The 23,863-nt window shown below is 60.5% G+C and carries 21 protein-coding genes; 7 read left to right on the top strand and 14 right to left on the bottom strand.

From position 1 onward, the window contains the following. Positions 1 to 40: 40 nt before the first annotated feature. The 12 genes from lipA to ACXMYO_RS06600 form a co-directional block, all read right to left on the bottom strand. Positions 41 to 1,015 (bottom strand): lipoyl synthase, encoded by a 975-nt coding sequence (gene lipA, locus ACXMYO_RS06545; protein ID WP_438767599.1) that lies wholly within the window; start codon positions 1,013 to 1,015, stop codon positions 41 to 43. Continuing rightward, on the bottom strand, positions 1,012 to 1,719 hold the full coding sequence (gene lipB / locus ACXMYO_RS06550) for a lipoyl(octanoyl) transferase LipB (RefSeq protein WP_438767601.1): 708 nt from the start codon (positions 1,717 to 1,719) through the stop codon (positions 1,012 to 1,014). Before lipB ends, lipA begins: the two co-directional genes overlap by 4 nt. A 50-nt stretch (positions 1,720 to 1,769) precedes the next feature. Then, positions 1,770 to 2,096: an HP0495 family protein gene (locus tag ACXMYO_RS06555; protein ID WP_457808177.1), complete on the bottom strand. Its 327-nt coding sequence runs from the start codon at positions 2,094 to 2,096 to the stop codon at positions 1,770 to 1,772. A 122-nt stretch (positions 2,097 to 2,218) separates the two neighbouring features. Next, positions 2,219 to 3,412: a serine hydrolase gene (locus ACXMYO_RS06560; protein WP_438767604.1), complete on the bottom strand. Its 1,194-nt coding sequence runs from the start codon at positions 3,410 to 3,412 to the stop codon at positions 2,219 to 2,221. Between the two features lie 25 nt (positions 3,413 to 3,437). Then, complete coding sequence (locus tag ACXMYO_RS06565; RefSeq protein ID WP_457808178.1) at positions 3,438 to 4,397, bottom strand: septal ring lytic transglycosylase RlpA family protein; 960 nt, start codon at positions 4,395 to 4,397, stop codon at positions 3,438 to 3,440. Further along, positions 4,390 to 5,370, bottom strand: coding sequence for a lytic murein transglycosylase B (gene mltB / locus ACXMYO_RS06570; protein ID WP_457808179.1), 981 nt, complete (start codon positions 5,368 to 5,370; stop codon positions 4,390 to 4,392). The genes ACXMYO_RS06565 and mltB overlap by 8 nt, the downstream gene beginning before the upstream one ends. Before the next feature lie 56 nt (positions 5,371 to 5,426). Further along, positions 5,427 to 6,563 carry a rod shape-determining protein RodA gene (rodA, locus tag ACXMYO_RS06575; RefSeq protein WP_457809477.1) on the bottom strand — a complete coding sequence of 379 codons (1,137 nt, stop codon included), beginning with the start codon at positions 6,561 to 6,563 and terminating at the stop codon, positions 5,427 to 5,429. A gap of 5 nt (positions 6,564 to 6,568) precedes the next feature. Beyond that, complete coding sequence (gene mrdA, locus ACXMYO_RS06580) at positions 6,569 to 8,485, bottom strand: penicillin-binding protein 2 (RefSeq protein WP_457808180.1); 1,917 nt, start codon at positions 8,483 to 8,485, stop codon at positions 6,569 to 6,571. A 71-nt stretch (positions 8,486 to 8,556) separates the two neighbouring features. After that, positions 8,557 to 9,024 carry a 23S rRNA (pseudouridine(1915)-N(3))-methyltransferase RlmH gene (rlmH, locus tag ACXMYO_RS06585; protein ID WP_438767610.1) on the bottom strand — a complete coding sequence of 156 codons (468 nt, stop codon included), beginning with the start codon at positions 9,022 to 9,024 and terminating at the stop codon, positions 8,557 to 8,559. Next, positions 9,021 to 9,386, bottom strand: a complete 366-nt coding sequence (rsfS, locus tag ACXMYO_RS06590) for a ribosome silencing factor (RefSeq protein WP_438767612.1) — start codon at positions 9,384 to 9,386, stop codon at positions 9,021 to 9,023. Before rsfS ends, rlmH begins: the two co-directional genes overlap by 4 nt. Before the next feature lie 113 nt (positions 9,387 to 9,499). Next, positions 9,500 to 10,162 carry a nicotinate-nucleotide adenylyltransferase gene (gene nadD, locus ACXMYO_RS06595; protein WP_438767613.1) on the bottom strand — a complete coding sequence of 221 codons (663 nt, stop codon included), beginning with the start codon at positions 10,160 to 10,162 and terminating at the stop codon, positions 9,500 to 9,502. Next, positions 10,149 to 11,435: a glutamate-5-semialdehyde dehydrogenase gene (locus tag ACXMYO_RS06600; RefSeq protein WP_438767614.1), complete on the bottom strand. Its 1,287-nt coding sequence runs from the start codon at positions 11,433 to 11,435 to the stop codon at positions 10,149 to 10,151. The genes nadD and ACXMYO_RS06600 overlap by 14 nt, the downstream gene beginning before the upstream one ends. 206 nt (positions 11,436 to 11,641) lie before the next feature. Between ACXMYO_RS06600 and ACXMYO_RS06605 the strand changes: the two genes are divergently transcribed. Continuing rightward, the gene (locus ACXMYO_RS06605; protein ID WP_438767615.1) at positions 11,642 to 13,060 is read left to right on the top strand and encodes a VTT domain-containing protein; all 1,419 of its coding nucleotides are present in this window, start codon (positions 11,642 to 11,644) and stop codon (positions 13,058 to 13,060) included. Positions 13,061 to 13,154: 94 nt separating this feature from the next. Here the strand turns inward: ACXMYO_RS06605 and mpl are convergent, their stop codons facing one another. Further along, complete coding sequence (gene mpl, locus ACXMYO_RS06610; RefSeq protein ID WP_457808181.1) at positions 13,155 to 14,540, bottom strand: UDP-N-acetylmuramate:L-alanyl-gamma-D-glutamyl-meso-diaminopimelate ligase; 1,386 nt, start codon at positions 14,538 to 14,540, stop codon at positions 13,155 to 13,157. 273 nt (positions 14,541 to 14,813) lie between these two features. On the opposite strand from mpl, the gene ACXMYO_RS06615 reads away from it, so the two are divergent. Next, positions 14,814 to 16,073, top strand: a complete 1,260-nt coding sequence (locus ACXMYO_RS06615) for a 6-phosphofructokinase (protein WP_438767619.1) — start codon at positions 14,814 to 14,816, stop codon at positions 16,071 to 16,073. A 97-nt stretch (positions 16,074 to 16,170) separates the two neighbouring features. Here the strand turns inward: ACXMYO_RS06615 and ACXMYO_RS06620 are convergent, their stop codons facing one another. After that, complete coding sequence (locus ACXMYO_RS06620; protein ID WP_438768426.1) at positions 16,171 to 17,853, bottom strand: protein kinase domain-containing protein; 1,683 nt, start codon at positions 17,851 to 17,853, stop codon at positions 16,171 to 16,173. Between the two features lie 228 nt (positions 17,854 to 18,081). Between ACXMYO_RS06620 and ppa the strand changes: the two genes are divergently transcribed. The 5 genes from ppa (at position 18,082) to prmA (ending at position 23,792) form a co-directional block, all read left to right on the top strand. Then, positions 18,082 to 18,618, top strand: coding sequence for an inorganic diphosphatase (gene ppa, locus ACXMYO_RS06625; RefSeq protein ID WP_115852970.1), 537 nt, complete (start codon positions 18,082 to 18,084; stop codon positions 18,616 to 18,618). Between the two features lie 168 nt (positions 18,619 to 18,786). Beyond that, entirely contained in the window at positions 18,787 to 20,700 is a 1,914-nt protein-coding gene (dsbD, locus tag ACXMYO_RS06630; protein WP_457808182.1) for a protein-disulfide reductase DsbD, read from the top strand. A 228-nt stretch (positions 20,701 to 20,928) separates the two neighbouring features. Then, entirely contained in the window at positions 20,929 to 21,402 is a 474-nt protein-coding gene (gene accB / locus ACXMYO_RS06635) for an acetyl-CoA carboxylase biotin carboxyl carrier protein (RefSeq protein ID WP_438767624.1), read from the top strand. A gap of 13 nt (positions 21,403 to 21,415) precedes the next feature. Then, entirely contained in the window at positions 21,416 to 22,759 is a 1,344-nt protein-coding gene (accC, locus tag ACXMYO_RS06640; RefSeq protein WP_457808183.1) for an acetyl-CoA carboxylase biotin carboxylase subunit, read from the top strand. A 112-nt stretch (positions 22,760 to 22,871) separates the two neighbouring features. After that, a complete protein-coding gene (prmA, locus tag ACXMYO_RS06645) occupies positions 22,872 to 23,792 on the top strand; it encodes a 50S ribosomal protein L11 methyltransferase (RefSeq protein WP_457808184.1) in 921 nt (306 codons plus the stop codon). The last annotated feature ends 71 nt before the right edge of the window (positions 23,793 to 23,863 follow it).

The raw sequence follows: 23,863 nt of genomic DNA on the forward strand, positions 1-23,863 counted from the left end.
CAGAACCTGTCGGGTATTAGAGCCCCTGGCCTGTCATGTTTCAGGACACTCTTTCGCCATGCGCCTGCTTGTCGGCATGATAGCTCGAGCGCACCAGCGGGCCTGACGCGACATGCTTGAACCCCAGCTCGTAGCCCTTTTCGGCAAACCAGGCAAAGGTGTCCGGGTGCACCCAGCGGTCGACCGGCAGGTGACTGCGCGAGGGCTGCATGTACTGGCCCAGCGTGAGCATATCGACGTTGTGGGCACGAAGGTCGCGCATGACCTCGACCACTTCGTCATCGGTTTCGCCAACACCCAGCATCAGCCCCGATTTGGTCATCACTTCCGGACGGACTTCCTTGTAGCGCTTGAGAAGATCCAGCGACCACTGATAGTCCGCGCCCGGACGGACGCGGCGATACATCGACGGTACCGTTTCCAGATTGTGATTGAACACATCCGGCGGCTCCTGACGCATGATATCGATCGCCTTGTCCATGCGACCGCGGAAGTCGGGTACCAGTACCTCGACCTCAAGATTCGGGCTGCGCTTTCTGATCTCTTCAATGCAGTTGTTGAAGTGCTGCGCGCCACCATCACGCAGATCGTCACGATCCACGGACGTGATCACCACGTACTTCAGGCGCATCTCGGCGATGGCTTCGGCAAGCTCGCGGGGCTCGTCTTCATTGAGGGCGTTGGGGCGACCGTGCGCGACGTCACAGAACGGGCAGCGGCGCGTGCAGATATCGCCCATGATCATGAAGGTTGCGGTGCCGCCGTTGAAGCACTCGCCCAGGTTGGGGCAGGACGCTTCTTCGCATACCGTGACAAGCTTGTGCCGGCGCAGGGTTTCCTTGATGCGCGTCACCTCTTTCGAGATGGGCATGCGCACCTTGAGCCATGCAGGCTTGGTCGGCAGGGTCTCGGTCGGAATGACCTTGACCGGAATGCGGGATACCTTGTCGGCGCCGCGCAGCTTGACGCCTTTTTCGGCCCGCTGTTTGGGGGTGGTAGCAGTCGTCTCGGTCATCGGTTTGATCCTGTTACTCGAGAAATGTGGGTCAGCACCCCGGGTGCGCTCACCATCTCCTGAAGCTCGGGATTGCCGAGTTCAGCGGCAAAGGCTCCGAGCAATCCGTGTGCTTCACGCGCCATGTCCGGTGGTTGCGACAGCAGATCGCGAAGCTGTGTCATTCTCAGCCCTGCATAGCCACAGGGGTTGATATGGTCAAAGGGCGCCAGGTCCATATCGATATTGAAGGCAATCCCGTGAAAGCTGCTGCCCCGGCGAATACGCAGCCCGAGGGAGGCAATCTTGGCATCTTCCACGTAAACACCCGGCGCATCCGTTCGGGAGCGGGCCTTGATACCATGGTCACTCAACGAACGGATCACGGCGTTTTCAAGCGCATCCACCATGGCACGTACACCGATGCGGCGTCTTTTAACGTCGATCAGCGGGTACATGATCAGCTGCCCCGGCCCATGATAGGTGACCTGTCCGCCACGGTCACTGTGTACCAGCGGAATACTGCCGGGATTGAGCAGGTGTTCGGGCTTGCCGGCACGCCCCTGGGTAAAGACAGGAAAGTGCTCGACCAGCCAGATCTGATCCTGCGTTGTGGCATCGCGCTCGTCGGTAAAGCGACGCATCGCCTCCCAGACCGTGGTGTAGTCGCATGTCCCTAGACGATATACGCCGATGGACTGATCATCCAGACTTGTCTCACGCATCGGTGCCACCCTGGGAAGAACCGGCAAAATCGCCTGTCAGCCGATGAAGATCAAAGCACCATCTGAACACGACCGGTCGCCTTGAGCGCCACGAACAGCTCATTGAGCTGCTCCTCACCGGTCGCGTAAATGGTGACATGCAGGGAGCGGTACTTGCCGTTGCGACTGTCGCGGTGTGTGACTCTGGAGCGATCAAGCTCCGGCGAAAAGCGCTCGACGATATCGAGCATGTCGCGATCAAACTCGACATCGTTGTTTCCCACGATCTTGATGCCGTAATCACAGGGAAACTCGATTTTCGGCGCCTCCTGAGTCTTTTTGTCATCGCCGGGTGACGACAGGATGGCGGCAGGCTTTTGGGATGAAGGCCTGGACATGATAAACCTCTTGATCATTGCAGGCTGAAAATTCGCCCGATTACCTGTCATTTTACTGAAAAAGGGGGGATTCGTCAGCCGAATCCCCCCTGATGGTCATGAACCTGTCTGAATTTCAGGTCCTAGAAAAGACCCTGAACAAACTTCAAAAGGCCATCCCAGAGACGCTTGAACAGACCGCCCTGCTCGATGCTTTCAAGCGCGACCAGCGGCTGCTCGTCGATGACCTCATCGTTTTGCACGATCTGCACCGTACCATAGCGCTGACCGGCCTCGATGGGCGCCTGCAGGTCGCCGTTGACATTGATCCGGTTGGAAAGGCCCGCCTCGTTTTGTCTGGAGGCCGTCAGATAGACGTCGTTGGCCACGCCGAAGCTGGCCTCATCCTGAGTGCCGCCCCAGACGCGGGCACGCGTAAGCTCCTGCCCGGCGTCATACACCTTCTGGGTCTGGAAATAGCGAAAGCCATAGCTCAGAAGTTTCTGGGTTTCCTGCGACCGGGCCTCTTCCGAATTCGTTCCCATGACCGCGGCAATCAGGCGGGTATCGCTTTGCTGGGCCGAGGCCACCAGGCAGTAACCTGCCTCTTCGGTATGGCCGGTTTTCAGGCCATCGACCGTCTTGTCACGCCACAACAGCAGATTGCGGTTGGGCTGCTTGATGCCGTTCCAGGTAAAGTACTTCTCGGCGTAAAGAGAATAGTGTTCGGGAAAATCGTTGATGATATGGCGCGCGATGACGGCCATGTCATGGGCCGAGGAGTAGTGCTCGGGGTCCGGCAGGCCGGTCGGGTTCATGAAGTGCGTATTCTGAAGCCCCATTTGGCGGGCGTGCTCGTTCATGAGATCGGCAAAGGACGACTGGCTGCCGGCAATGTGCTCGGCCATCGCGACGGTGGCATCGTTGCCCGACTGCACCACAATACCCTGCATCAGGGCCTGTACCGGCACGCTGCTGTTGACCTTGACGAACATGCGCGAGCCGCCGGTCTGCCAGGCCTCCTTGCTGATGCGGACTTCATCGGTTTCCGACATGTTGCCGCTTTCGATTTCGTTTTCGGCAATATAAGCCGTCATCATCTTGGTCAGACTGGCCGGCGGCACGCGCTCGTTGCCATCATGCTCAACCAGTACGCGACCGGACTTGGCATCCATCAACACCCAGGAGGTGGCGGCAAGCCCGGGCGGCGAAGGAATGAAGCTGGAAGGTGACGGGCCATCGGAGGCCAGCGCTGGCGCCGCCGTCAGCGTCAGCGCCAGTGAGGAAAACGCGACAAGATGGCGCCAGCGACATACGTTTACTGCAAAAAGGGTCATATTGCCTTTCTCTGTTTGCTTGTATTCAGTCCGTGCCAGTTACCCGATGTAGCTGGTCATAGCCTGCTTCATGCAGTTCGGACCTGACTGATTCCACCATGATCGGGTCATCGAGCGGACCGACCTGAACCCGATGCATGGCGGCATGTCGTGTTACCCGAACCGGCCTTGAAAGACGCGCTTCGAGCTTGTCCCTGAGTGCCCGGGCATGCTCATCCGATCCCAGTGCCGCCACCTGCAGATAAACGGCGCTTCCCGGGTCATGGCCGCTGGCGACAGAGGCGCTTTCCTGCGACGCGGAGACACGTCTGCCCTGCTCAACAAGGCCGCGGCCTTTCAAGGCGCCCGGCGCGTCTTCGTGATGTTCCGGACGAGCCGCAACCTGCTGATCATTGTTGTGTTGTGCCTGCCATTGACGCGGGTCTATAGCGGTCACCCGCACCCTGGCCGTGCCATCGCCGAGCATATCCAGTCGAGACGCCGCTGCATAGGAGAGATCAATCAAACGGTCATCATGAAACGGGCCGCGGTCATTGACGCGGACAATGACAGAGCGGTCATTGTTCAGATTGGTCACACGCGCAAAGGTCGGCAGCGGCAAGGAACGGTGGGCCGCCGACATGGCATACATATCATACTGCTCGCCGTTGGCCGTATCGTAGCCCTGAAATTTCTGCCCATAGAAGGAGGCGCGCCCGGTTTGACTGTATCCTTCGCTCGACGAGAGCACATGATAGCGCTTGCCCAGCACCTGATAGCTCGACTGGTTGCCGCTGCGTGACAGGGGCTCAACCCGTGGGACGGCATCGGGCACCCGTGAGACATCGGTTTGACGATCCGGATAAGCATCACGGGACATGGCGTAGCGCCCGCCCGAGCCACCGCCACTGGCACAGCCTCCCACAAGCGCCACCATGATCAGCAGCGCTGCCGGACGCGAGATGCGTGCCGGCAACAAGGCGTTAAACACAGACACGCTACTCATCCCGCTGAAGTGCTGCCTGAATCTGCTCGGCCAGCGTGGTGACGGCCATGGCATAGAGATGGCTGTGGTTGTAGCGCGTGATCACATAGAAGTTGTGCAGGCCGAAAAGGTAATCGTCATGGCCATCGGCATAATCAAGTGCCAGAGGAATGACTTCCTCATCGCCGCCGATATCGATGTCGGCAACGACGCCTTTCGCCTTTAGATCCCCAACGCGCATGTAGGGTGGCCTGGCCTGATTGAACTCGACATCCCCGGGCTTTTCCGAGGCTTCCAGATGCGCCGCTACTGTCAGCGGCCGGCCCGGACGCCAGCCATGCTCGGCGAAATAGTTGGCCACGCTGCCGATGGCATCAACAGGCTCTTCCCAGAGATCCCTGATGCCATCGTGGTTGAAGTCAACGGCATAGGCCTGATAGCTGCTGGGCATGAACTGGGGCAGCCCCATGGCCCCGGCATAGGAGCCCTTGAGCTCCAGCGGATCAAGCCCCTGCTCGCTGGTCAGGGTTAAAAAGGCTTCCAGCTCGCGACCAAAAAAATCGCTGCGAGGCGGGTAGTCAAAGGCCAGCGTAGTCAGGGCATCCAGCACGCGATGATTGCCGGTATGACGACCGTACCAGGTCTCTACCCCGATGATGGCGGCAATGATTTCGCGCGGCACGCCATATTCCTGCTCGGCACGTGCCATGGCGTCGCGATGAGCGCGGATAAAATCCACGCCGCCGGCCACGCGCTCGGGTTTGATGAAAATGTTGCGATACTCATCCCAGCGCAGATGGCGCTCGGCGGGTTTTGAAATCGCATCGATGATGCCCTGCTGGCGACTGGCATGGGCAAGCGTTTCGTCGAGCTCCTGACGATCAAGGCCTGCCTCGGCCAGCCTGTCGACCATGGCACGGGCCTGGTCACTGGTTGCCGGGTCATATTCACCTGTCGCGTTCGCCAGCGGCGATACCGCCAGCAGCATCACCATGGCCCAGCGCCATTTTCTACCTGAATGACATCGATCCGGTTTCATCCCGACTCTCTCTAGCGTGGCGTGGTCTTGTGGTGGGTAAAAACGGCCATCAGCATACCGAAGCCGGCCATCAGGGTCACGCTGGCCGTACCGCCATAGCTGATCAACGGCAGGGGCACGCCCACCACCGGCAGCACACCACTGACCATCCCGACATTGACGAACACATAGACGAAAAAGGTCAGTACCAGGCTGCCGCCCAGCAAACGCCCGAAGGTGTCATGCGCCTGGGTGGCCATGTAAAGACCGCGCCATATCAGCAGTAGATAGCAGGCCATCAGTACGGCCATGCCGATCAGCCCGAACTCTTCACCGAGCACGGCCACAATGAAATCGGTATGACGTTCGGGCAGAAACTCGAGCTGTGACTGGGTGCCCTGCATCCAGCCCTTGCCATGAATGCCGCCGGAACCGATGGCGGTCTTGGACTGAATGATGTTCCAGCCGGTGCCCAGCGGGTCGCTTTCCGGATTCAAAAAGGTCAGCACTCGCTGGCGCTGATACTGATGCATGTTGAACCACAAAAGCGGCATGGCCGCGATACCAAGCCCGGCGCAGACCGCTACAAAACGCCAGGAAAGCCCGGCCAGCAGTATGACGAACATGGCAGAAGCCGTGACCAGCATGGAGGTGCCCAGATCGGGCTGATTGGCAATCAGCGCCACTGGAAATCCCATCAGCAGCAGACACACCAGCAGATCCAGCCAGCCGGGTGGCAACACCCGGCGCGACAGATAGGCGGCAATGGTCATCGGCATGGCAAGCTTCATGAGCTCGGAGGGCTGAAAGCGGATGACGCCGGGGATGGTCAGCCAGCGCTGAGCTCCCATGGCATGCGTGCCGATCACGTCCACAGCCACCAGCATCAGGGTGACCACGACATAGAAAAACCACGCAAAGCGCTGCATGGTGCGCGGTGAAAACTGCGCAATCAGCAACATGATCAAAAATGCGGCCGCGAATCGAAGCGCCTGCGCCTCTACCAGATAGGTGGATTCACCACCGGCGCTGTAGAGTACGATCAGACCGCCGGCAACAATGGTCAGCAGTGCCAGCAAAAGCCAGGGGTCAAGATGCAGGGTGCGCCAGCTCAGACGCTGATACTGCCGACGGCTGCGGCGATAGACCCGCTGCCAGTAGTCCATCATCATCGTCAGTCTCCCGTCACGATCTGCTGAGCGGCACTTTCATTTTGCCGGGCGTGGCGCTGTGCTTCCTCGCTGGATTTCATGCTGGGCAGTATCCAGGCATCCAGCATTTCACGAGCGATGGGGGCGGCCACCTTGCTGCCCCCGCCGCCGTTTTCGATGATGACGGCAAGCGCGATTTTGGGATCATCCACCGGGCCATAGGCGGTAAACAGGGCATGGTCGTGCAGACGCTCCTCGAGCTCGGCGGCGTTGTATTTCTCCTTTTGCCCCAGCGTAAAGACCTGCGCCGTACCCGACTTGCCCGCCATGCGGTACTGAAGATTGCGTCCCGAGGCGCGACCCGATCCCTCACCGCCCACCATGACATTTTCCATGGCATCGTGAATCAGATCCCACCAGCGTGGGCTATCAAGCTCGACGTCATCTGGCGTGTTCTCGAAAGGCGGTGCGATCTCCTGATCTCCCACCTCCATGGCAAGATGCGGTCGAACCCATCTGCCATCGTTGGCGAGTACGGCAACGGCGGTGGCCATTTGCAGCGGCGTTGCCAGCCAATAGCCCTGCCCGATGCCGACCGACAGGGTCTCCCCCGGGTACCACGCCTGATTGTAGCGACCCCGTTTCCAGTCCCGGCTGGGCATCAGGCCATCGCCGGCCCCCCAGACATCAAGGCTGTGATCCTCTCCGAACCCGTACTTGTGCATGAAGTCAGAGAGCCGATCGATCCCCATGCGATGGGCAAGATTGAAGAAGTAGGTATCGTTGGAAACCGTGATGGCACGCTTCATGTCGACGCGGCCATGGCCCCAGCGCAGCCAGTTGCGGTAGCGTCTGGAGTCGTTGGGCAGCTGGTAATAGCCCGGATCGTAGACCGTATCAGAGGGCTGGATCAGACCATATTCAAGACCTGCAGACGCCATGTAGGGTTTGACCGTGGAAGCCGGCGGGTACTGCCCGCGCGAGGCCCGGTTATATAGCGGCATGTCTACATCGTCACGCAGGGCCGCGTAGGATTTGGTGTCGATGCCGGTCACGAACCTGTTATTGTCAAAGCCGGGCTCGGACACCATGGCCAGAATGGCGCCGGTCGCGGGTTCGATGGCCACAATGGCACCGCGCTTGCCCTTCAAGAGCTCGTGACCCAGCTTCTGAAGCTTTGAATCCAGCGTCAGCGTCAGATTCTTGCCCGGCTGCGGCGGCGTTCGATCGATCTCTCGAAGCGCCCGCCCGCGGGCATTGGTCTCCACGCGCCGCACCCCGGCATGACCGTGCAGCTCATCTTCGTAAAACCGCTCGATACCCGTCTTGCCGATAAAGTGCGTGCCGGCGTAGTTGCTGGTATCGATGCGCTGCTGATCTTCCTGACTGATACGCCCCACATACCCCAGCACGTGCGACATCCATTCACCGTCGGGATAGTAACGGATGAGCTGGGCCTCGACTTCCACGCCCGGTAGCCGATAACGATTGACCGCGATGCTGGCAATCTGATCTTCATCAAGGTCGCTGAGCAGCAGTGCCGGCTCATAGGAGCGCAGCCGCTCCCGCGAGCGCTGCGCCAGCACATCGTGCTCTTCGGGGGGAAGATCAAGAATATCGATCAGGCGTGCAATGGTCTGGCTGACGTCACCGGCCTGCTCGCGCACCAGCGTGAGGTTATAGGTCGGGCGATTTTCAGCCAGTACATCGTGATTGCGATCAAAAATCAGACCGCGATTGGGTGGCAACGGCTCGACGCGCATACGGTTTTTATCCGAGCGCGTGATGAAGACATCGTGTTGAACAACCTGCAGCCATGCCATGCGTCCGATCAGGCCGCAAAACATGATGAGAACAAAAAACGCCGCCACAATGCTGCGATGGCGAAAGATGCGTGCCTGTTGCTCGGAATCCTTAAGCGTGGCGCGACGTGGGCGCATTGAGGAGACTGCCCAAAAACGGTAAACGGATAGGCCAACCGGCAGGCACAGGACGATACATGCTCAGACCCCTAGCGATGGTAGGGATGTCCGGTCATCAGCGTCCAGCCGCGGTAGAGCTGTTCGGCCAGCAATACACGCACCAGCGGATGAGGCAACGTCAATGGCGACAGGGACCAGCGAAGATCGGCACGTGACAGGCAGCGCTGATCGAGGCCATCCGGGCCACCGATCAGAAGGGACACGTCGCTGCCGGTCATCTGCCAGTCACTCATGCGCTCGGACAGCGTCGGCGTCGACCACGGCTTGCCTTCGACATCGAGTGCCACCACGAGTTCACTGTCCCGAATTTTCGACAGCAGTCGATCGCCCTCGACGCGAATCGCCTTCGCCGGGTCTGCACTTTTCTGACGAGGCCCGGGAGACAGCTCGATAACCTCAAGCGACATTTCGCGCGGCAGCCGCTTGCGGTACTCCTCGACGCCCTGCGTCACCCAGCCCGGCATTCGCGTACCAACGGCCAGCATTTTCAGCTTCAAGAGTGATGCTCACCGACGGCTTCGTGTCGGCCCAGATCGTTGGGCAACTCGCTCCAGAGCCGTTCCAGATCGTAGAGTCTGCGGGCATCCGGCATCATGACATGAACAACCACATCGCCCAGGTCCACCAGGACCCAGTCGCTGCCGGCCTCGCCTTCTATACCCAGCGGGCGAACGCCTTCATTTTTGGCACGCTCGACCACATTGTCCGCCAGTGCCTTGACGTGTCGGCTGGAAGTACCGCTGGCCACCACCATGACATCGGTCACGCTGGTCAGTCTCGAGACGTCAAGCTCGGCGATATCACGCCCTTTGAGCTCTTCCAGGGCATCAACCACCATGGATGAAAGTACTGTCTGCATAGCTCCTCGGAGATATAGGGTTCAAGCCCGCATTGTACCGCTGTCGGGCGCAGGCACCATAGCCATTTACAGCTTTTGACGTCCGGCGCATATCGGGACGATTTTTTCCCGTGTCAAGACATCTCGTCGGTATAGAGGCCGTGTTGCTCGATGAAGGCTTCAACGGCCGGCGGCATCAGATAGCGTACGCTTTCACCTCGGGCCAGCGTCTGACGAATGGCGGTCGCGGAGATGGCCATCGCCGTGGTTCGTTCATAATCCAGCACCCGGCCGCAGGGCTCAGCCATGAGCGCATCGGTGCTGTCAACGCGGCGCCCTTCGATCAGCGCCTCGAGTGCCGAACACTGCACTTCATCGCTTTCCGGGCGGCCGATGACCAGAATATGGGCATAATCGAAAAGTGCCCGAGGCTCATGCCATTCGTGCAGCTTCAAAAAGGCGTCACGCCCCAGCACCATCACAAGGCGCGCCTGGTCGCCATACTGCTCTCGCAGGGAGGCGAGCGTGTCCAGCGACCAGGACGGCCCGTCACGGTGAATCTCGCGGTCATCGGCAATCAGCCCCGGGGTATCCGCCAGTGCCAGTTTCAGCATGCTCAGGCGGTCCTCGGAGCTGACTCCCGGCGCGCTGCGATGCGGCGGCAGATGTGCCGGCACCATGTGTACGGCGTCCAGCGCAAGGGCGTCGCGAATCTCGACAGCCGCACGCAGATGCGCGATATGAACCGGATTGAACGTGCCGCCAAACATGGCGACACGCGGCTTACGTTCTGACATGACCATCGCCCAGCACGATATATTTACGCGTGGTCAGCCCCTCAAGCCCTACCGGCCCTCGCACATGCAGCTTGTCGGTGGAAATGCCGATTTCGGCACCCAGACCGTACTGCGCCCCATCGGCAAAGCAGGTCGGTGCGTTGACCATGACCGAGCTTGAATCCACTTCTGCCATGAAGCGCTGGGTATGGCCGAAATGGTCACTGACGATGGCATCAGTGTGGTGTGAACCGTAGTGATTGATGTGCTCGATGGCAGCATCCATGTCATCGACCACCCGAATGGACAGATATGGCCCCAGATATTCGGTCAGCCAGTCCTCCTCGGTGGCCGGCTCGACCTCGACCTCGGCCAGCGCCTGCACCCTGTCGCAGCCGCGCACCGTGACACCGGCCTTTTGAAAACGCGCAATCATGGCGGGCAGAAACGTGTCGGCCACGGTCTTGTCCACCAGCAGCGTTTCCATGGCGCCACAGATGCCATAGCGAAAGCACTTGGCGTTGAAGGCAATATCAAAGGCCATATCAAGCGAGGCGTGACGGTCCACAAAGATGTGGCAAAGCCCTTCCAGATGCTTGATAACCGGGATGCTCGCCTCCTGCGAGATGCGCTTGATCAGGGATTTCCCGCCTCGCGGAATGATCACGTCCACGTACTGGCTGGCCGTAATCAGTGCGCCCACGGCCCTGCGGTCGGTGGTATCAACCAGCTGCACGGCATGGGCTGGCAGTCCGGCCTGCTCGAGCCCGGCAGCGATACACCGAGCAATGGCACAGTTGGATTCAAAAGCTTCCGAGCCGCCACGCAAAATGGCAGCGTTGCCGGCCTTGAGGCACAGCGCAGCGGCGTCCACCGTGACGTTGGGACGAGACTCATAGATGATACCGATCACGCCCAGTGGCGTTCGCATGCGCCCGATCCGCAGACCGTTGGCCTGAGTGCGAAGCTCATCGACCCCGCCGATCGGGTCCGGCAGGGAGGCCACGGTGTCAAGCCCGGAGATCATGGCGTCGATGCGCTCAGGCGTCAGCAACAGCCGATCCATGAGCGCCTCCGACAGCCCCTCCGTTTTGCCACGAGCCATATCACGCGCGTTGGCTTCCAGCACGGCCTCACGCTGTGTCGACAGCTCGCGAGCCATGGCGGCGAGTGCCTCATTTCGCTGCTGCGTGGTGCTGCTGCGCAGCAGACTCGATGCCCGACGCGCCTGCTGACCCAGCAGCGTCATGCGGGTGGCGATATCACTGTCTTCCCTTTGCACCTCAGACGTCATCTGCGCTGTTCTCCTGTTCCCGAATGCGCGACCGCGCTTGTCTGTCGTCGACTCCTGACGCTATCGCAGGGCACAGCGGCTGACTATACTGGCCGGCGATTTTACGTTTGTCCGTCCGATACTTATGAATCGCTACTATAAGCCAGTTGTCGGCAGCAGTAAAAACCGCGCCCGGCGCGGCAAGCCCTTGTGTGGAGTCCTGTCAGATGAATCCTGTTGCCCTGATTGACCAGTGGGCGCACAACCCGACAATCCTGATTGTCATCGTTGGCGCGGTCGCCCTGCTCGAATCGCTGGCGCTGGTCGGCCTGATCATGCCCGGTGTGGTCATGCTCACGGCCGCCGCATCGCTGGCAGGTCACGATCAGATTTCCATTGTCGCGCTGTTGCTCAGCGCCTTCATCGGCGCCGTGATCGGCGATGGGGTGAGCTACTGGCTCGGGCGTACCCAGCGTGATCGCCTTCGCACCTGGTGGCCGTTCAATCGCTATCCAGACTGGGTCAACAAGGGCGAAAGCTTTTTTACTCGTTACGGCGCCCTGTCAGTAGCGTTCGGACGCTTTGTCGGGCCGGTACGCCCCATCATTCCCATGGTGGCCGGCATGATGTACATGCCGCCGATGCGCTTTTTGATCGTCAATGTGATCTCGGCGCTGCTCTGGGCACCGGCCTATCTGCTGCCCGGCTACTATCTGGGACGCAGCTGGCAGCGGCTGGTCCATCTACCCCCAGGCGCTGAACTGCTGCTGTCGATGCTGTTTTTCGTGTTCATCGCCCTTGGCTTTGGGCTCTCGTGGCTGCGGCGGCGGCTCGACCGGGACAGCCGTCTCTATCGCGGTCTGCTGGTCCGGGCACGCCGGCACACGATAACGCGCCGACTATGGCTGAGCCTTCGCCAGAAACGGATTGGCGGTGAGATCCCGTTGGCCTCCATTGTGCTGGTACTGGTGGGCGTACTCGCCTTTATCGGCTGGACATGGCTGGTGGCGGGGCTCCATCAACCGCTGGCACTGGATGTCGCGGCGCAGAGCTTCTTTTCCCGTCCTGACAATCTCCCCTTGATGCAGATATCGGTGCTGCTGGATCGTATTGGCGATGCGCTCGGGGTAATTGCCATGCTGACGCCCTGGCTTGCCTGGCTGTTGCTGCGAAAGCGGCTGGCCGCCGTGTTTCACTGGGGCGGCGCCTTGGCCCTGCTGGCCTTCAGCAACACCGCCCTCAAGCAGTGGATCGGGCGCGCACGACCGGATACCCCTGAGCACCTGACCGGCTCGTTTTCCTACCCAAGCGCGCACGCCTCAACGGCCGTGGTGTTCTGGGGGTTGAGTGCCGCCTTTATTGCCGAGGGGCTATCGAGCCGGACCCGGCACTGGCCCTACTGGATGGCGATCGTTGCCGCCAGTATTGTTGCCCTGTCGCGACTGACCTTTGGCGTGCACTGGATCAGTGACCTTGTCGGCGGTGCACTGCTGGGACTGATCATCTGCGGTGCGACCCGCATCAGCTATCACCTCTTTGCCAGGCGCTCTCTGGCCGGCGTGGCCACCCCCATGCAACTGATGCTTTTAACGCTGGCATCGGTGGTACTGGTGACGGCGCGCATCATCTGGGTGCCCGCCTTCTAACTACCCTGCCAGCCTTCGAGAACCGCCATGACAATCGGGGGGCCATCACATAGCGTGAATGGCCCCCGGCGCCCATACGAACTCACCGACCCTGTCAGGCCTCGGCGTGCGCCGTTTGCCCATGGTGCTGTTCCAGTGCCTTCAAAAGCCGCTCGTGAACGTTATCAAAGCCGCCATTGCTCATGATGACGATTCGGTCTCCTGATCGCGCCTGATCCACCAGCGCCTCGATCAGCTGATCGGTCGTGGTCATGACATGGGCCGGCACCGGACACGTCTCGGCGACCTCGGCCACCGACCACCCCAGCATCGCCGGCTGATACCAGTAGACTTCATCGGCACTGGCAACGCTTTCCGGCAGGCGTGCCTTCATGGTGCCAAGCTTCATGGTATTGGAGCGCGGCTCGATTACGGCGATCAGGCGTCCGCTGGAGGGCACGGCGCGCAGGCCTTCAAGCGTCATGGCAATCGCTGTCGGATGGTGGGCAAAATCGTCGATGACCTGAATGTCGTTGACGCTGCCGCGCACCTCCTGGCGGCGTCTGGGGGAGGCAAACGTGGCCAGCGCGCCGACCGACTGCTCAAGCGTGACCCCGACGGCACTGGCGGCCGCCATGGCCGCCAGCGCATTGCGCCGGTTGTGCTCACCGCTCATGCCCCACTGCACGACCACTTCCCCCTCGGGGGCGCTGACGACAAAGTGGCGGTCATCGGCACCGTCAGCGAGGCGCCACTGCGCCTGAGTTGTGCGGCCAAAGCGTGCCACCGGTGACCAGGCGCCCATCTCCAGTACGCGAGACAGTGCGTCCTCGTTGTCCGCCACGATAAGCTGTCCGTTGCCCGGCACCAGACGCACAAGATGATGAAACTGTCGCTCGATGGCCGCCAGGTCACTGAAAATATCGGCGTGATCGAACTCCAGATTGTTGAGTACGGCAACGTCCGGCAGGTAGTGAACAAACTTGGAGCGCTTGTCGAAAAAAGCCGTGTCGTACTCATCGGCCTCGATCACGAAAACGCCGTCGTCTGATCCCGCACGTGCCGAAATGCCCAGATTGCGCGGAATACCGCCAATCAAAAACCCTGGTGCCAGCCCGGCCTGCTCGAGGATCCACGCCAGCATGCTGGCCGTTGTCGTTTTGCCGTGGGTGCCGGCCACTGCCAGCACCCGCCTTTTTTGCAGCACGTTGTCTGCCAGCCACTGAGGCCCCGAGGTGTAGGGGATGCGCTGGTTGAGAACGGCCTCGACCTCGACGTTACCGCGCGACAGCGCATTGCCGATGATGACCAGATCGGGGGCGGGCGTCAGGTTGGCCGCATCAAAACCGTGCCCGGCATCGATACCGTGTGCGGCAAGCTGTGTGCTCATGGGGGGATAGACGCCCTTGTCCGAGCCGGTGACCCGATGTCCGAGCTCGCGCGCCAGCAGTGCAAGGCTGCCCATGAAAGTGCCACAGATGCCGAGAATGTGAATATGCATGAAAAATTGGGCTCTCCGTCAAAAGCCGGATCAGCCTAGCATGGCCCGCGAATCGACGTCAGGCTCCGCTCGACCTGCAACTTCTGCATCTCTGACTGGATCAGGCCTGCAGGTAATGGATATGATCGCCCCACGGGCAATGCCCGATGCCGGCCATCGATCCGCTGACCGACCAACAGCAGCGCTGCCCGCAAGAGGCGCGCCACGTTGCCGAGAGACCTCGGTCAGATGAACGGCGCTGGCCGACCTACATTCATAAGAAGCAGGAAGCTCATGACCTCCAATAACGCCTTTTACGCGCAATCAGGTGGTGTTACGGCCGTTATCAATGCCAGTGCCTGCGGTGTCATTCAGACATGCCGCAAGCACAGCGACCGCATCGGCACCCTTTACGCCGGGCACAACGGCATTATCGGCGCATTGACCGAGGATCTGATTGATACCAGCCTGGAAAGTGACGAGGCCATTGCAGCACTGAGACATACCCCGGGCGGCGCCTTTGGCTCCTGCCGTTACAAGCTCAAGGACATCGAGACCCATCGCAGCCAGTACGAGCGTCTCATCGAAGTCTTCAAGGCCCATGACATTCGTTACTTCTTCTACAACGGCGGCGGCGACAGTGCCGATACCTGCCTGAAGATCTCTCGTCTTTCCGAGCAGATGGGTTATCCGCTGCAGGCCATTCACGTGGCCAAGACCGTCGATAATGATCTGCCCATTACCGACAACTCCCCGGGCTTTGGCTCGGTCGCCAAATACATTGCGACCTCGACCCGTGAAGCCGCACTTGATATCGCCTCCATGTGCTCGACGTCGACCAAGGTCTTCATCCTTGAGTCCATGGGCCGCCACGCCGGCTGGATCGCCGCGGCCGGCGCACTTGCCAGCGAGACCAACGATGGCCCGCCGCACATGATTTTGCTGCCGGAAGTGCCCTTTGATCGCCAGCGCGTCATGAACCATATCGATGCCGCGGTCAAAAAGCATGGCTACTGCGTGGTTGTGGTCTCCGAAGGCGCCCGCTATGAAGACGGCACTTTCCTGGCCGATGCCGGCAATACCGACGCCTTCGGTCACCGCCAGCTGGGCGGCGTGGCACCGACGCTTGCCGGCATGGTCAAACAGGACCTGGGCTACAAGTATCACTGGGCCGTGGCCGACTACCTGCAGCGCGCCGCGCGTCATCTGGCCTCGGCCGTTGATGTCGAACAGGCCTACGCCGTAGGGCAGCGCGCCGTTGAGTGTGCGCTTGAAGGCAAAAATGCCGTCATGCCGGCCATTCAGCGTGACAGCGAAGACCCGTACAGCTGGTCGATCATCGATGCACCGCTTGAAAAGGTCGCCAATCAGGAAAAGTTCATGCCGGCGGAGTACATCCGCGAAGACGGCTTTGGCATCAACGATGCCGGTCGCCGCTACCTGCGCCCGCTGATTCAGGGCGAAGACTTCCCCCCGTTTGAAAACGGACTGCCCAAGGTCGCCAACCTGCGCCTGGAACGCATCACGAAAAAGCTGCCCGAGTACCATCTCTAGCTTCAGGCAACCGACCCTTCGGCCTGAATGTCGAGATCAAAAAAACCCCGGCCACATTGCGTGGCCGGGGTTTTTTAACGTATCGACCCGAGGCGCCCTACTTGATCAGCATGACAGCCACCAGCAGCAACAACAGGGCCGCCGCAATCCCCTGCCACAGACGAAGCGCTTTCTGGCGCGACGGAACGTCCTGCGTTTTTTCACCCGGTGGAGAAACGTCGTCATCCTCATCGTCGTCAAGCGCTGCGCCGTGACGAAGCGTTTGAATCAGCTCGGACAGACGTCTGAAACGAAGCGCTCGACGCGGGGACAGTGCACGCGCCAGCGCTTCATCAATGGGCGCCGGTATCTGGGCATTGATCTCGCGGGCGCAACGATAGGTCAGCCCTGACAGCGCCTGTTCACTTTCAAGCGTATTGGGCGCGATATCGTAGGGCATGGCTCCGGTGAGCAACCAGTAGATGGTCGAGGCCAGCGAATACTGATCACTGCGACGACTGACGCCAAGCCCCAGCGCGTACTCCGGGGCACTGTGCGCCCCGAGCCCGCCGTCGCGTGCCAGCGCCAGCGCTGCGTTGTTGTCGTCATCGAGTCTTCGTGCGCAGGCCCCGAAATCGATCAGAACCACCTGCTCATGCTCGTCGATCATGATGTTTTCAGGACAGATGGCCTGATGAAGAATGTCGCGCCGATGCAGCGCATGCACGGCACGCGCGAGCTGGCGCGCAATGTCGAGGCGGCGTTCGAGGCCGGCATCAAAATTCTGTTCCAGCCAGCGATCCAGCGACTGCCCTTCAACGGGCCGCATCAGGTAGTAGAGATGGCGCCGGGGACGTGGCGGCGTCACGATACGCACCACAAAGGGGGAGCGTACCCGCTCGCCGATCCACTGCTGCAGCAGAAAATGCTCCAGATAGGGATTTCTGGACGACATCTCCGGGCCCGGGACTTTCATCACCATTCGCCGCAGCGAGGTTTCATCCCTGACACCATAGACATGTGCCCGCGCCGTTTTCGAAATGATCGACTCGATCAGAAACCCGTCGAGTCGGTCACCCGCATCAAGCTCGGCGGGAATCGGCAGCTGGCCGGGAAACTGAACCGGCGGCCCCGTCTCTTCATCGGGAAGCGTGTCGACACGAACCAGCTGAAAGCAGAAGGCTTCAGCGCCATAACCCCGTGCGCCGGCACGCTCGCGGGCCATGGCGGCCAGGCGTTCGCAGGCGGCATCAAGATCACTGCCCTGCTGGCGTATGGCATGCACATAGTCGGTGGGCGTGAGCGTGCCGCGTACGGCCTGTGAGGTAAACAAAAACACATCGCCGGTCTTGAGCGGCAGGCTCATGTGATCGATATCGATATTGTTGTCCATGCCCAGCGCCCGGGATGGATAGCGATAGCCGCCCAGATCCGTGACATGATCGCGCGAGAGCTGCTCGAACTCAGCGCCGCGCAGGCGAAAGACCAGCGTATCGCCCATATGGAACAGAAAACTTTCCCGGCCGCGAAAGATAATGGCCGACAGGGAGCTGATATAACTGCCGCCCTGAACGTAGCGACTCTGGCTGTAGCACCAGCCGTTGAGCGCGCGCAGCACCCGGGTCGCCGAGGTCTTGATATCCCAGTGATCGGGGGTGGAGTAGTAATCGGCCAGAAAGCCGCGCACCGAAATATCGCCGGCCTGACGGGCAATAGCGTTGCGCCAGGTGGAGTCCGCGATGATCGCACAGGCGCCCTTGATCTCGAGCTGACGTGGATTGTCGGGGACCTGGACCGACATCGAGGAGCGATGACGACGTTGGTCAGGCGCCACGAACGCGTGTCCGAAACTTAATGACAGGCCACTTTGCACGTCACTGGCATCCTTTTTACGAGACAACGGATTTATCGTATTGTGCGGATCGGGAGCTGCCGATCGACCGGATTGGTAATCGTCCTGCCTGGTTCGTATAATTTTCCACGATTTTCACTCTCGAATTTTCAACCCGCAAACGCAAGGACTCGATCGATGAGTTTCGACAAGATCCCCGCCGGCAAGGATGTTCCCCACGATCTGTTCGTGGCGATTGAAATTCCTGCCAACCATACGCCGATCAAGTATGAAATCGACAAGGATCTCGACGCGCTGCTGGTCGATCGTTTCATGCCGACCCCGATGTTCTATCCGGCCAACTACGGCTTCATCCCCAATACGCTGGCCGACGACGGTGACCCGCTGGATGCGCTGGTCGTCACGCCCTACCCGGTACAGCCCGGCTGTGTCATTCGCGCTCGCCCGGTCGGCATTTTGCACATGACCGACGAAGCCGGTGAAGATGCCAAGCTGATCTGCGTGCCGCATCAAAAGCTCTCGGCCGCCTATGACGATGTCGAGGAAGTCACCGACCTGCCCGAGCTGCTGCGTCAGCAGATTGCGCACTTCTTCGAGAACTACAAGGATCTCGAAAAGGGCAAATGGGTCAAGATCGACACCTGGGGCGACAAGGCCGCTGCCATCAAGGCCATCGAAAAATCGATCGATGCCTTCCAGAAGGACAGCCACTGATCATCACATCATGATCGCGTGGCATCTGAAGCACTGATCAGCGAACCCCTTCGCTGAAAAACTGTCTTCATACCAGCATGTCGCGGCGCCACGGCGTCGCGACATGTTTTATTCAGGCATTTTTTTCCTTCACTTTCGGCGTCTCGAGATGCCAGCGCTGCGGAGCTCATGATGTCGCGCGCCCTGTTTTTTTTGATCGTTACCCTGCTGGGCGTTGCATTGTCCGCCACCGCCCCCGCCAGCAATTTCTTTTCTCCCTCTGACGATAATGCTGCCGTCGAGGGTTCCAGCCGCGTAGAAGGCAGCAGTACGTCTGAAATGCCGTGGCAGACGTCCTCTGCAGACGCCACCGGCAACGGCGACTTCCTGCCTGTCGATCAGGCATTTACCTACAGAGCGTGGCGCGAAGGCAATACGATCAAGGTGGGATTTGCCAGTGCCGATGCCTACTATCTCTATCGTCACCGGTTTGGACTTCACATCGAGCGCGAGGACATTGCGCTTGAATCCGTCGAGATACCACGCGGCGAGGCCATCCACGACGAGTTTCTGGGCGATGTGGAAGTCTTTCATCACCCACTGGTCATTACGGCAACGCTGACGGGGTCGGTGTCTAATGACGCCTCGATACCGCTTCGCGTCGATTTTCAGGGGTGTGCCGAGGCGGGGCTTTGCTACTCCCCCGAAACGCGACATCTTCAGGCCGCTCCCGGCAACACGCCCGAGCGCTTTATCGACGCTCAAATGCCGGGCGACCCTGTCCCCGCCGGTCCATCCCATAATACCGGCTCATTCGATGAGCCAGCAGCGACAGCGCTGCCCGGTCAGTCCAGTCCAGCGATCATGATGGGCATTTTCCTGCTGGCAGGGCTGGGGCTTGCCTTTACCCCCTGCGTGCTGCCCATGCTGCCCATCGTGACGACCCTGGTCGTGGGCCAGAATGCCAACAGGGGTCGGGCGCTGGCGCTGTCATCAATCTATGTGGCCGGCATGGCGCTGACCTACGCCGCGCTTGGCACCCTGATGGGGCTGTTTGGTGCGAGCCTCAACCTTCAGGCGCGGCTGCAGTCGCCCTGGGTACTGATCCCCTTTGCCGGTCTGTTTCTCGTATTTGCCCTGTGGCTGCTGGATGTCTGGCAGTTTTCGCCTGGAACACGCTTTCAGCAGCGCATCAATGCCTGGCAGGACCGGCTGCGCCGCGCCGGGCTGCCGGGGGCGGCACTGGCCGGGGCGCTTTCGACCCTGATTGTCTCTCCCTGCATCTCTGCCCCGCTGGCCGGTGTCCTGGTCTATCTCTCGGCAGGCGCCGCCCCCCTGACCGGCACCCTGGCACTGCTGGCACTGGGACTGGGCATGGGCCTCCCCCTGATACTGGTCGCCACACTCGGCGCCGGCTGGCTGCCGCGCAGCGGCCCCTGGATGGAGGGCATTCGCGGGCTCTTTGCCGTGGCGCTGGCAGGCGTCGCCCTGTGGCTGCTGGAGCGTCTTTTGCCCACCACCCTGTCGCTGGCGCTATGGGGTGGGCTGGCCGTACTGACCGGCATCGGGATGGGCGCCCTGTCGCGTTCCGGACAGACGCTCTGGTCACGCCTTCGACAGGCACTGGCTCTGATCGTGATGCTCTGGGGCGTTTTGTGCCTGATCGGCGCGGCCATGGGCCATGATGATCCGTGGGCGCCGCTGGCCGATGGCGGTGCGGCGTCAACGGATCGCAGTAACACCTCGCTCGACATGACCACGGTAACAAGTCGCCAGGCGCTCGACCGTCTGGTCGACAATGCCGAAAGACCCGTCATGGTCGATGTCTACGCCGACTGGTGCATCAGTTGCCGTCGATTCGAGCGCGATGTCCTGCATGACCCTGACATACGCGAGCAGTTACAAGGGCTTGAGCTGGTTCGCCTTGATGTCACCGACAACGACGCGCAGGCCCGCGCGCTGCTCAAGCGCTACAACCTTTTTGGCCCACCGGCGCTTTTGTTTTTCGGCAACGGCCAGGAGATGCGCGCGCAACGCACCCAGGGTGAAATTACACGATCGCAAATGCGCGATTTGCTCAAGCATGTCATGGAAAATGCCTGACCGGATTTCGTCGGTATCATTCGGTGACTTTCTGGACACCGTTCGCTTTTTTCGGCAAACTCCCCCGACACATTTGCGGCGGCGTGATCGTCTGAGATCATGTCGCTATCTTGCCGGTTGACCTTCAGGTTAACCATGAGGTGTTCGAGGGCACATTGCAGCCCGACAACAAAGTTTATTTCCCGTGTTTCGTGCCAGACGAGCCACGATCGATCAACAGGTATTGCCATGGACATTCGCAAGGTCAAGAAGCTCATCGAGCTGCTGGAAGAATCCAACATCAGCGAAATCGAGATTCAGGAAGGCGAGGAGTCCGTCCGCATTAGCCGCAATCTGCCCGGTCAGCAGGGTCAGATGATGATGCCTCAGGCACCGATGGGCTATTACCCTCAGACCCAGGCACAGCCGCAGCAGGGCACCGGTGGCGGCGCACCCGCGGCCGAAGAAGCCGCACCCGCCATGCCCAGCGGCCATCAGGTCCTCTCGCCCATGGTCGGCACCTTCTACCGCGCGCCGGCACCCGGTGCCAAGTCGTTCGTCGAGGTTGGCCAGACGGTGAAAAAGGGGGACACCATCTGCATCGTTGAAGCCATGAAGATGATGAACCAGATCGAAGCGGACAAGGACGGCGTGATCGATGCCATCCTTGTTGAAGATGGCGAGCCGGTCGAGTTTGACCAGCCCATGATCATCATTGCCTGACAGGATTTTCAGCATGCTGGAAAAGGTACTGATCGCCAATCGCGGCGAAATCGCACTACGCATACTGCGCGCCTGCAAGGAACTCGGTATCAAAACGGTCGCTGTCCACTCGAAAGCCGACCGTGACCTGATCCATGTGCGCCTTGCCGATGAAGCGGTATGCATTGGCCCCGCCCCCTCCCCGGCGTCCTATCTCAATATCCCGGCCCTGATTTCGGCGGCCGAGGTGACCGATGCCACCGCCATCCATCCGGGCTATGGCTTTTTATCGGAAAACGCCAATTTCGCCGAGCAGGTCGAGCGTTCGGGCTTTGTCTTTGTTGGCCCGACAGCCGATGTCATTCGATTGATGGGTGACAAGGTCTCGGCCATCGAGTCCATGAAAAAGGCCGGCGTGCCGACAGTACCGGGCTCGGACGGTCCGCTGCCCGATAACGATGCCGAAATTCTTGAAACCGGTCGACGCATCGGCTTTCCGGTCATGATCAAGGCCGCCGCCGGCGGCGGCGGTCGCGGCATGCGCGTGGTTCGTGAAGAGTCTCAGCTGGTCTCGGCCGTGGCGGTGACCAAATCGGAAGCCAACGCCGCCTTTGGCAGCGATGTCGTCTACATGGAGAAGTATCTGGAGAAGCCTCGTCATATCGAGGTCCAGGTGCTCGCTGATGGCCAGGGTAACGCCATTCACCTCTTTGATCGTGACTGCTCCCTGCAGCGTCGCCATCAAAAGGTTCTCGAGGAAGCCCCCGCGCCCCATATCGATGAACAGGCCCGTGCCAACGTGCTCAAGGCCTGTGTTGATGCCTGTCTTGAAATTGGCTACCGCGGTGCAGGTACTTTCGAGTTCTTGTATGAAAACGGCGAGTTCTTCTTTATCGAGATGAACACCCGCGTTCAGGTGGAGCACCCGGTTACCGAGATGGTCACCGGCGTCGATATCGTCAAGGAGCAGCTCAAGATCGCCTCCGGCATTCCGCTGTCGATCCGACAGGAAGATGTGGTGGCCAACGGGCACGCCTTCGAGTGTCGCATCAACGCCGAAGACTCTCGCACCTTCATGCCTTCGCCCGGCAAGATCACCTTCTATCACGCCCCGGGCGGTCTGGGGGTACGCATGGATTCGCACCTTTATACCGGCTACACGGTACCGCCCAACTATGACTCGCTGATCGGCAAGCTGATCACCTGGGGCGAACACCGCGAAAGCGCTCTGACGCGCATGCAGAATGCGCTGGATGAGCTGCTGGTTGAAGGCATCAAGACCAATATCGATCTGCAAAAGGATCTGGTCCGCGATGTCGAGTTCCAGCGCGGTGGGGTCAATATCCACTATCTGGAAAAGAAGCTGGGTCTGCACTGACACCTGCTTTTGACGTCTATCGTACTGGACCCGTCAGGGGGCGATCATATCGCCCCCTGATGCTTTCAGGGCATCCCCGCCATGCCCTCCACCCGGCTTTGCAGGAGGCCTTATGGCCTGGCTTCAACTCAAGGCGCACATCGCGCCGGAACACGCCGAACTGCTTGAAGAACTGCTCACCAACGAAGGCGCTCAGGCCATTACGCTTGAAGACGCCGTTGATGAGCCGGTATTTGAGCCCGAGCGTGGCACGACTCCCTTGTGGAACCAGACCGTACTGACCGGTCTTTATGACGACCTTGAAGGCGTCAGTGACATGATCGCTCGGGTGCGCGGGAACTGGGCGGCCGCCGTCGGTGACGAGCCCTGTCCCGACATCGAATACGAAGTGCTTGAGGATCGCGACTGGAGTCGCGAATGGATGGACGGCTTTGAGCCCATGAAAATGGGACAGCGTTTGTGGATCGTGCCGAGCTGGCTCGATGCGCCGGAACCTGATGCCGTCAATCTGCTGCTCGACCCGGGCCTTGCCTTTGGTACCGGCACCCATCCGACCACGGCGCTTTGCCTGCAGTGGCTCGATGAGCTGGCCGTGGCCGGCGAGCTTGCGCACAAGCGTCTGATCGACATCGGCTGCGGCTCGGGCATTCTGGCCATCGCGGCGCTCAAGCTCGGTGCGACTCATGCCGTCGGCACCGATATCGACCCGCAGGCCCTGCTGGCCAGCCGGGACAACGCCGGGCGCAACGAGATCGCCGAGCAGGACTTCGACCTCCATCTGCCTGAACAGGCCCCCGATGAGCGCTTTGATGTGGTCGTGGCCAATATCCTGGCCGGCCCGCTGGTTGAGCTTGCCCCCATGATTGCCGGCCATGTGGCCCCGAACGGGCGTCTGGCGCTTTCGGGCATTCTGTCGCACCAGGCACAGGATATTCTCGACGCCTATCGCGACCAGGGACTTTACATGAATGAGCCCCGCGAGCGTGAGGGCTGGGTCTGCATCGAGGGGTATCACCCCGGCAACGCCGGCTGAGCGCCGTCCTTTCGGCGAAGCAACGCGACCTGGCCCTTCAAGATCGGCGCTCAGGTCGCTATCATGTTCCT

The sequence above is a fragment of the Kushneria sp. EE4 genome (assembly GCF_977968315.1).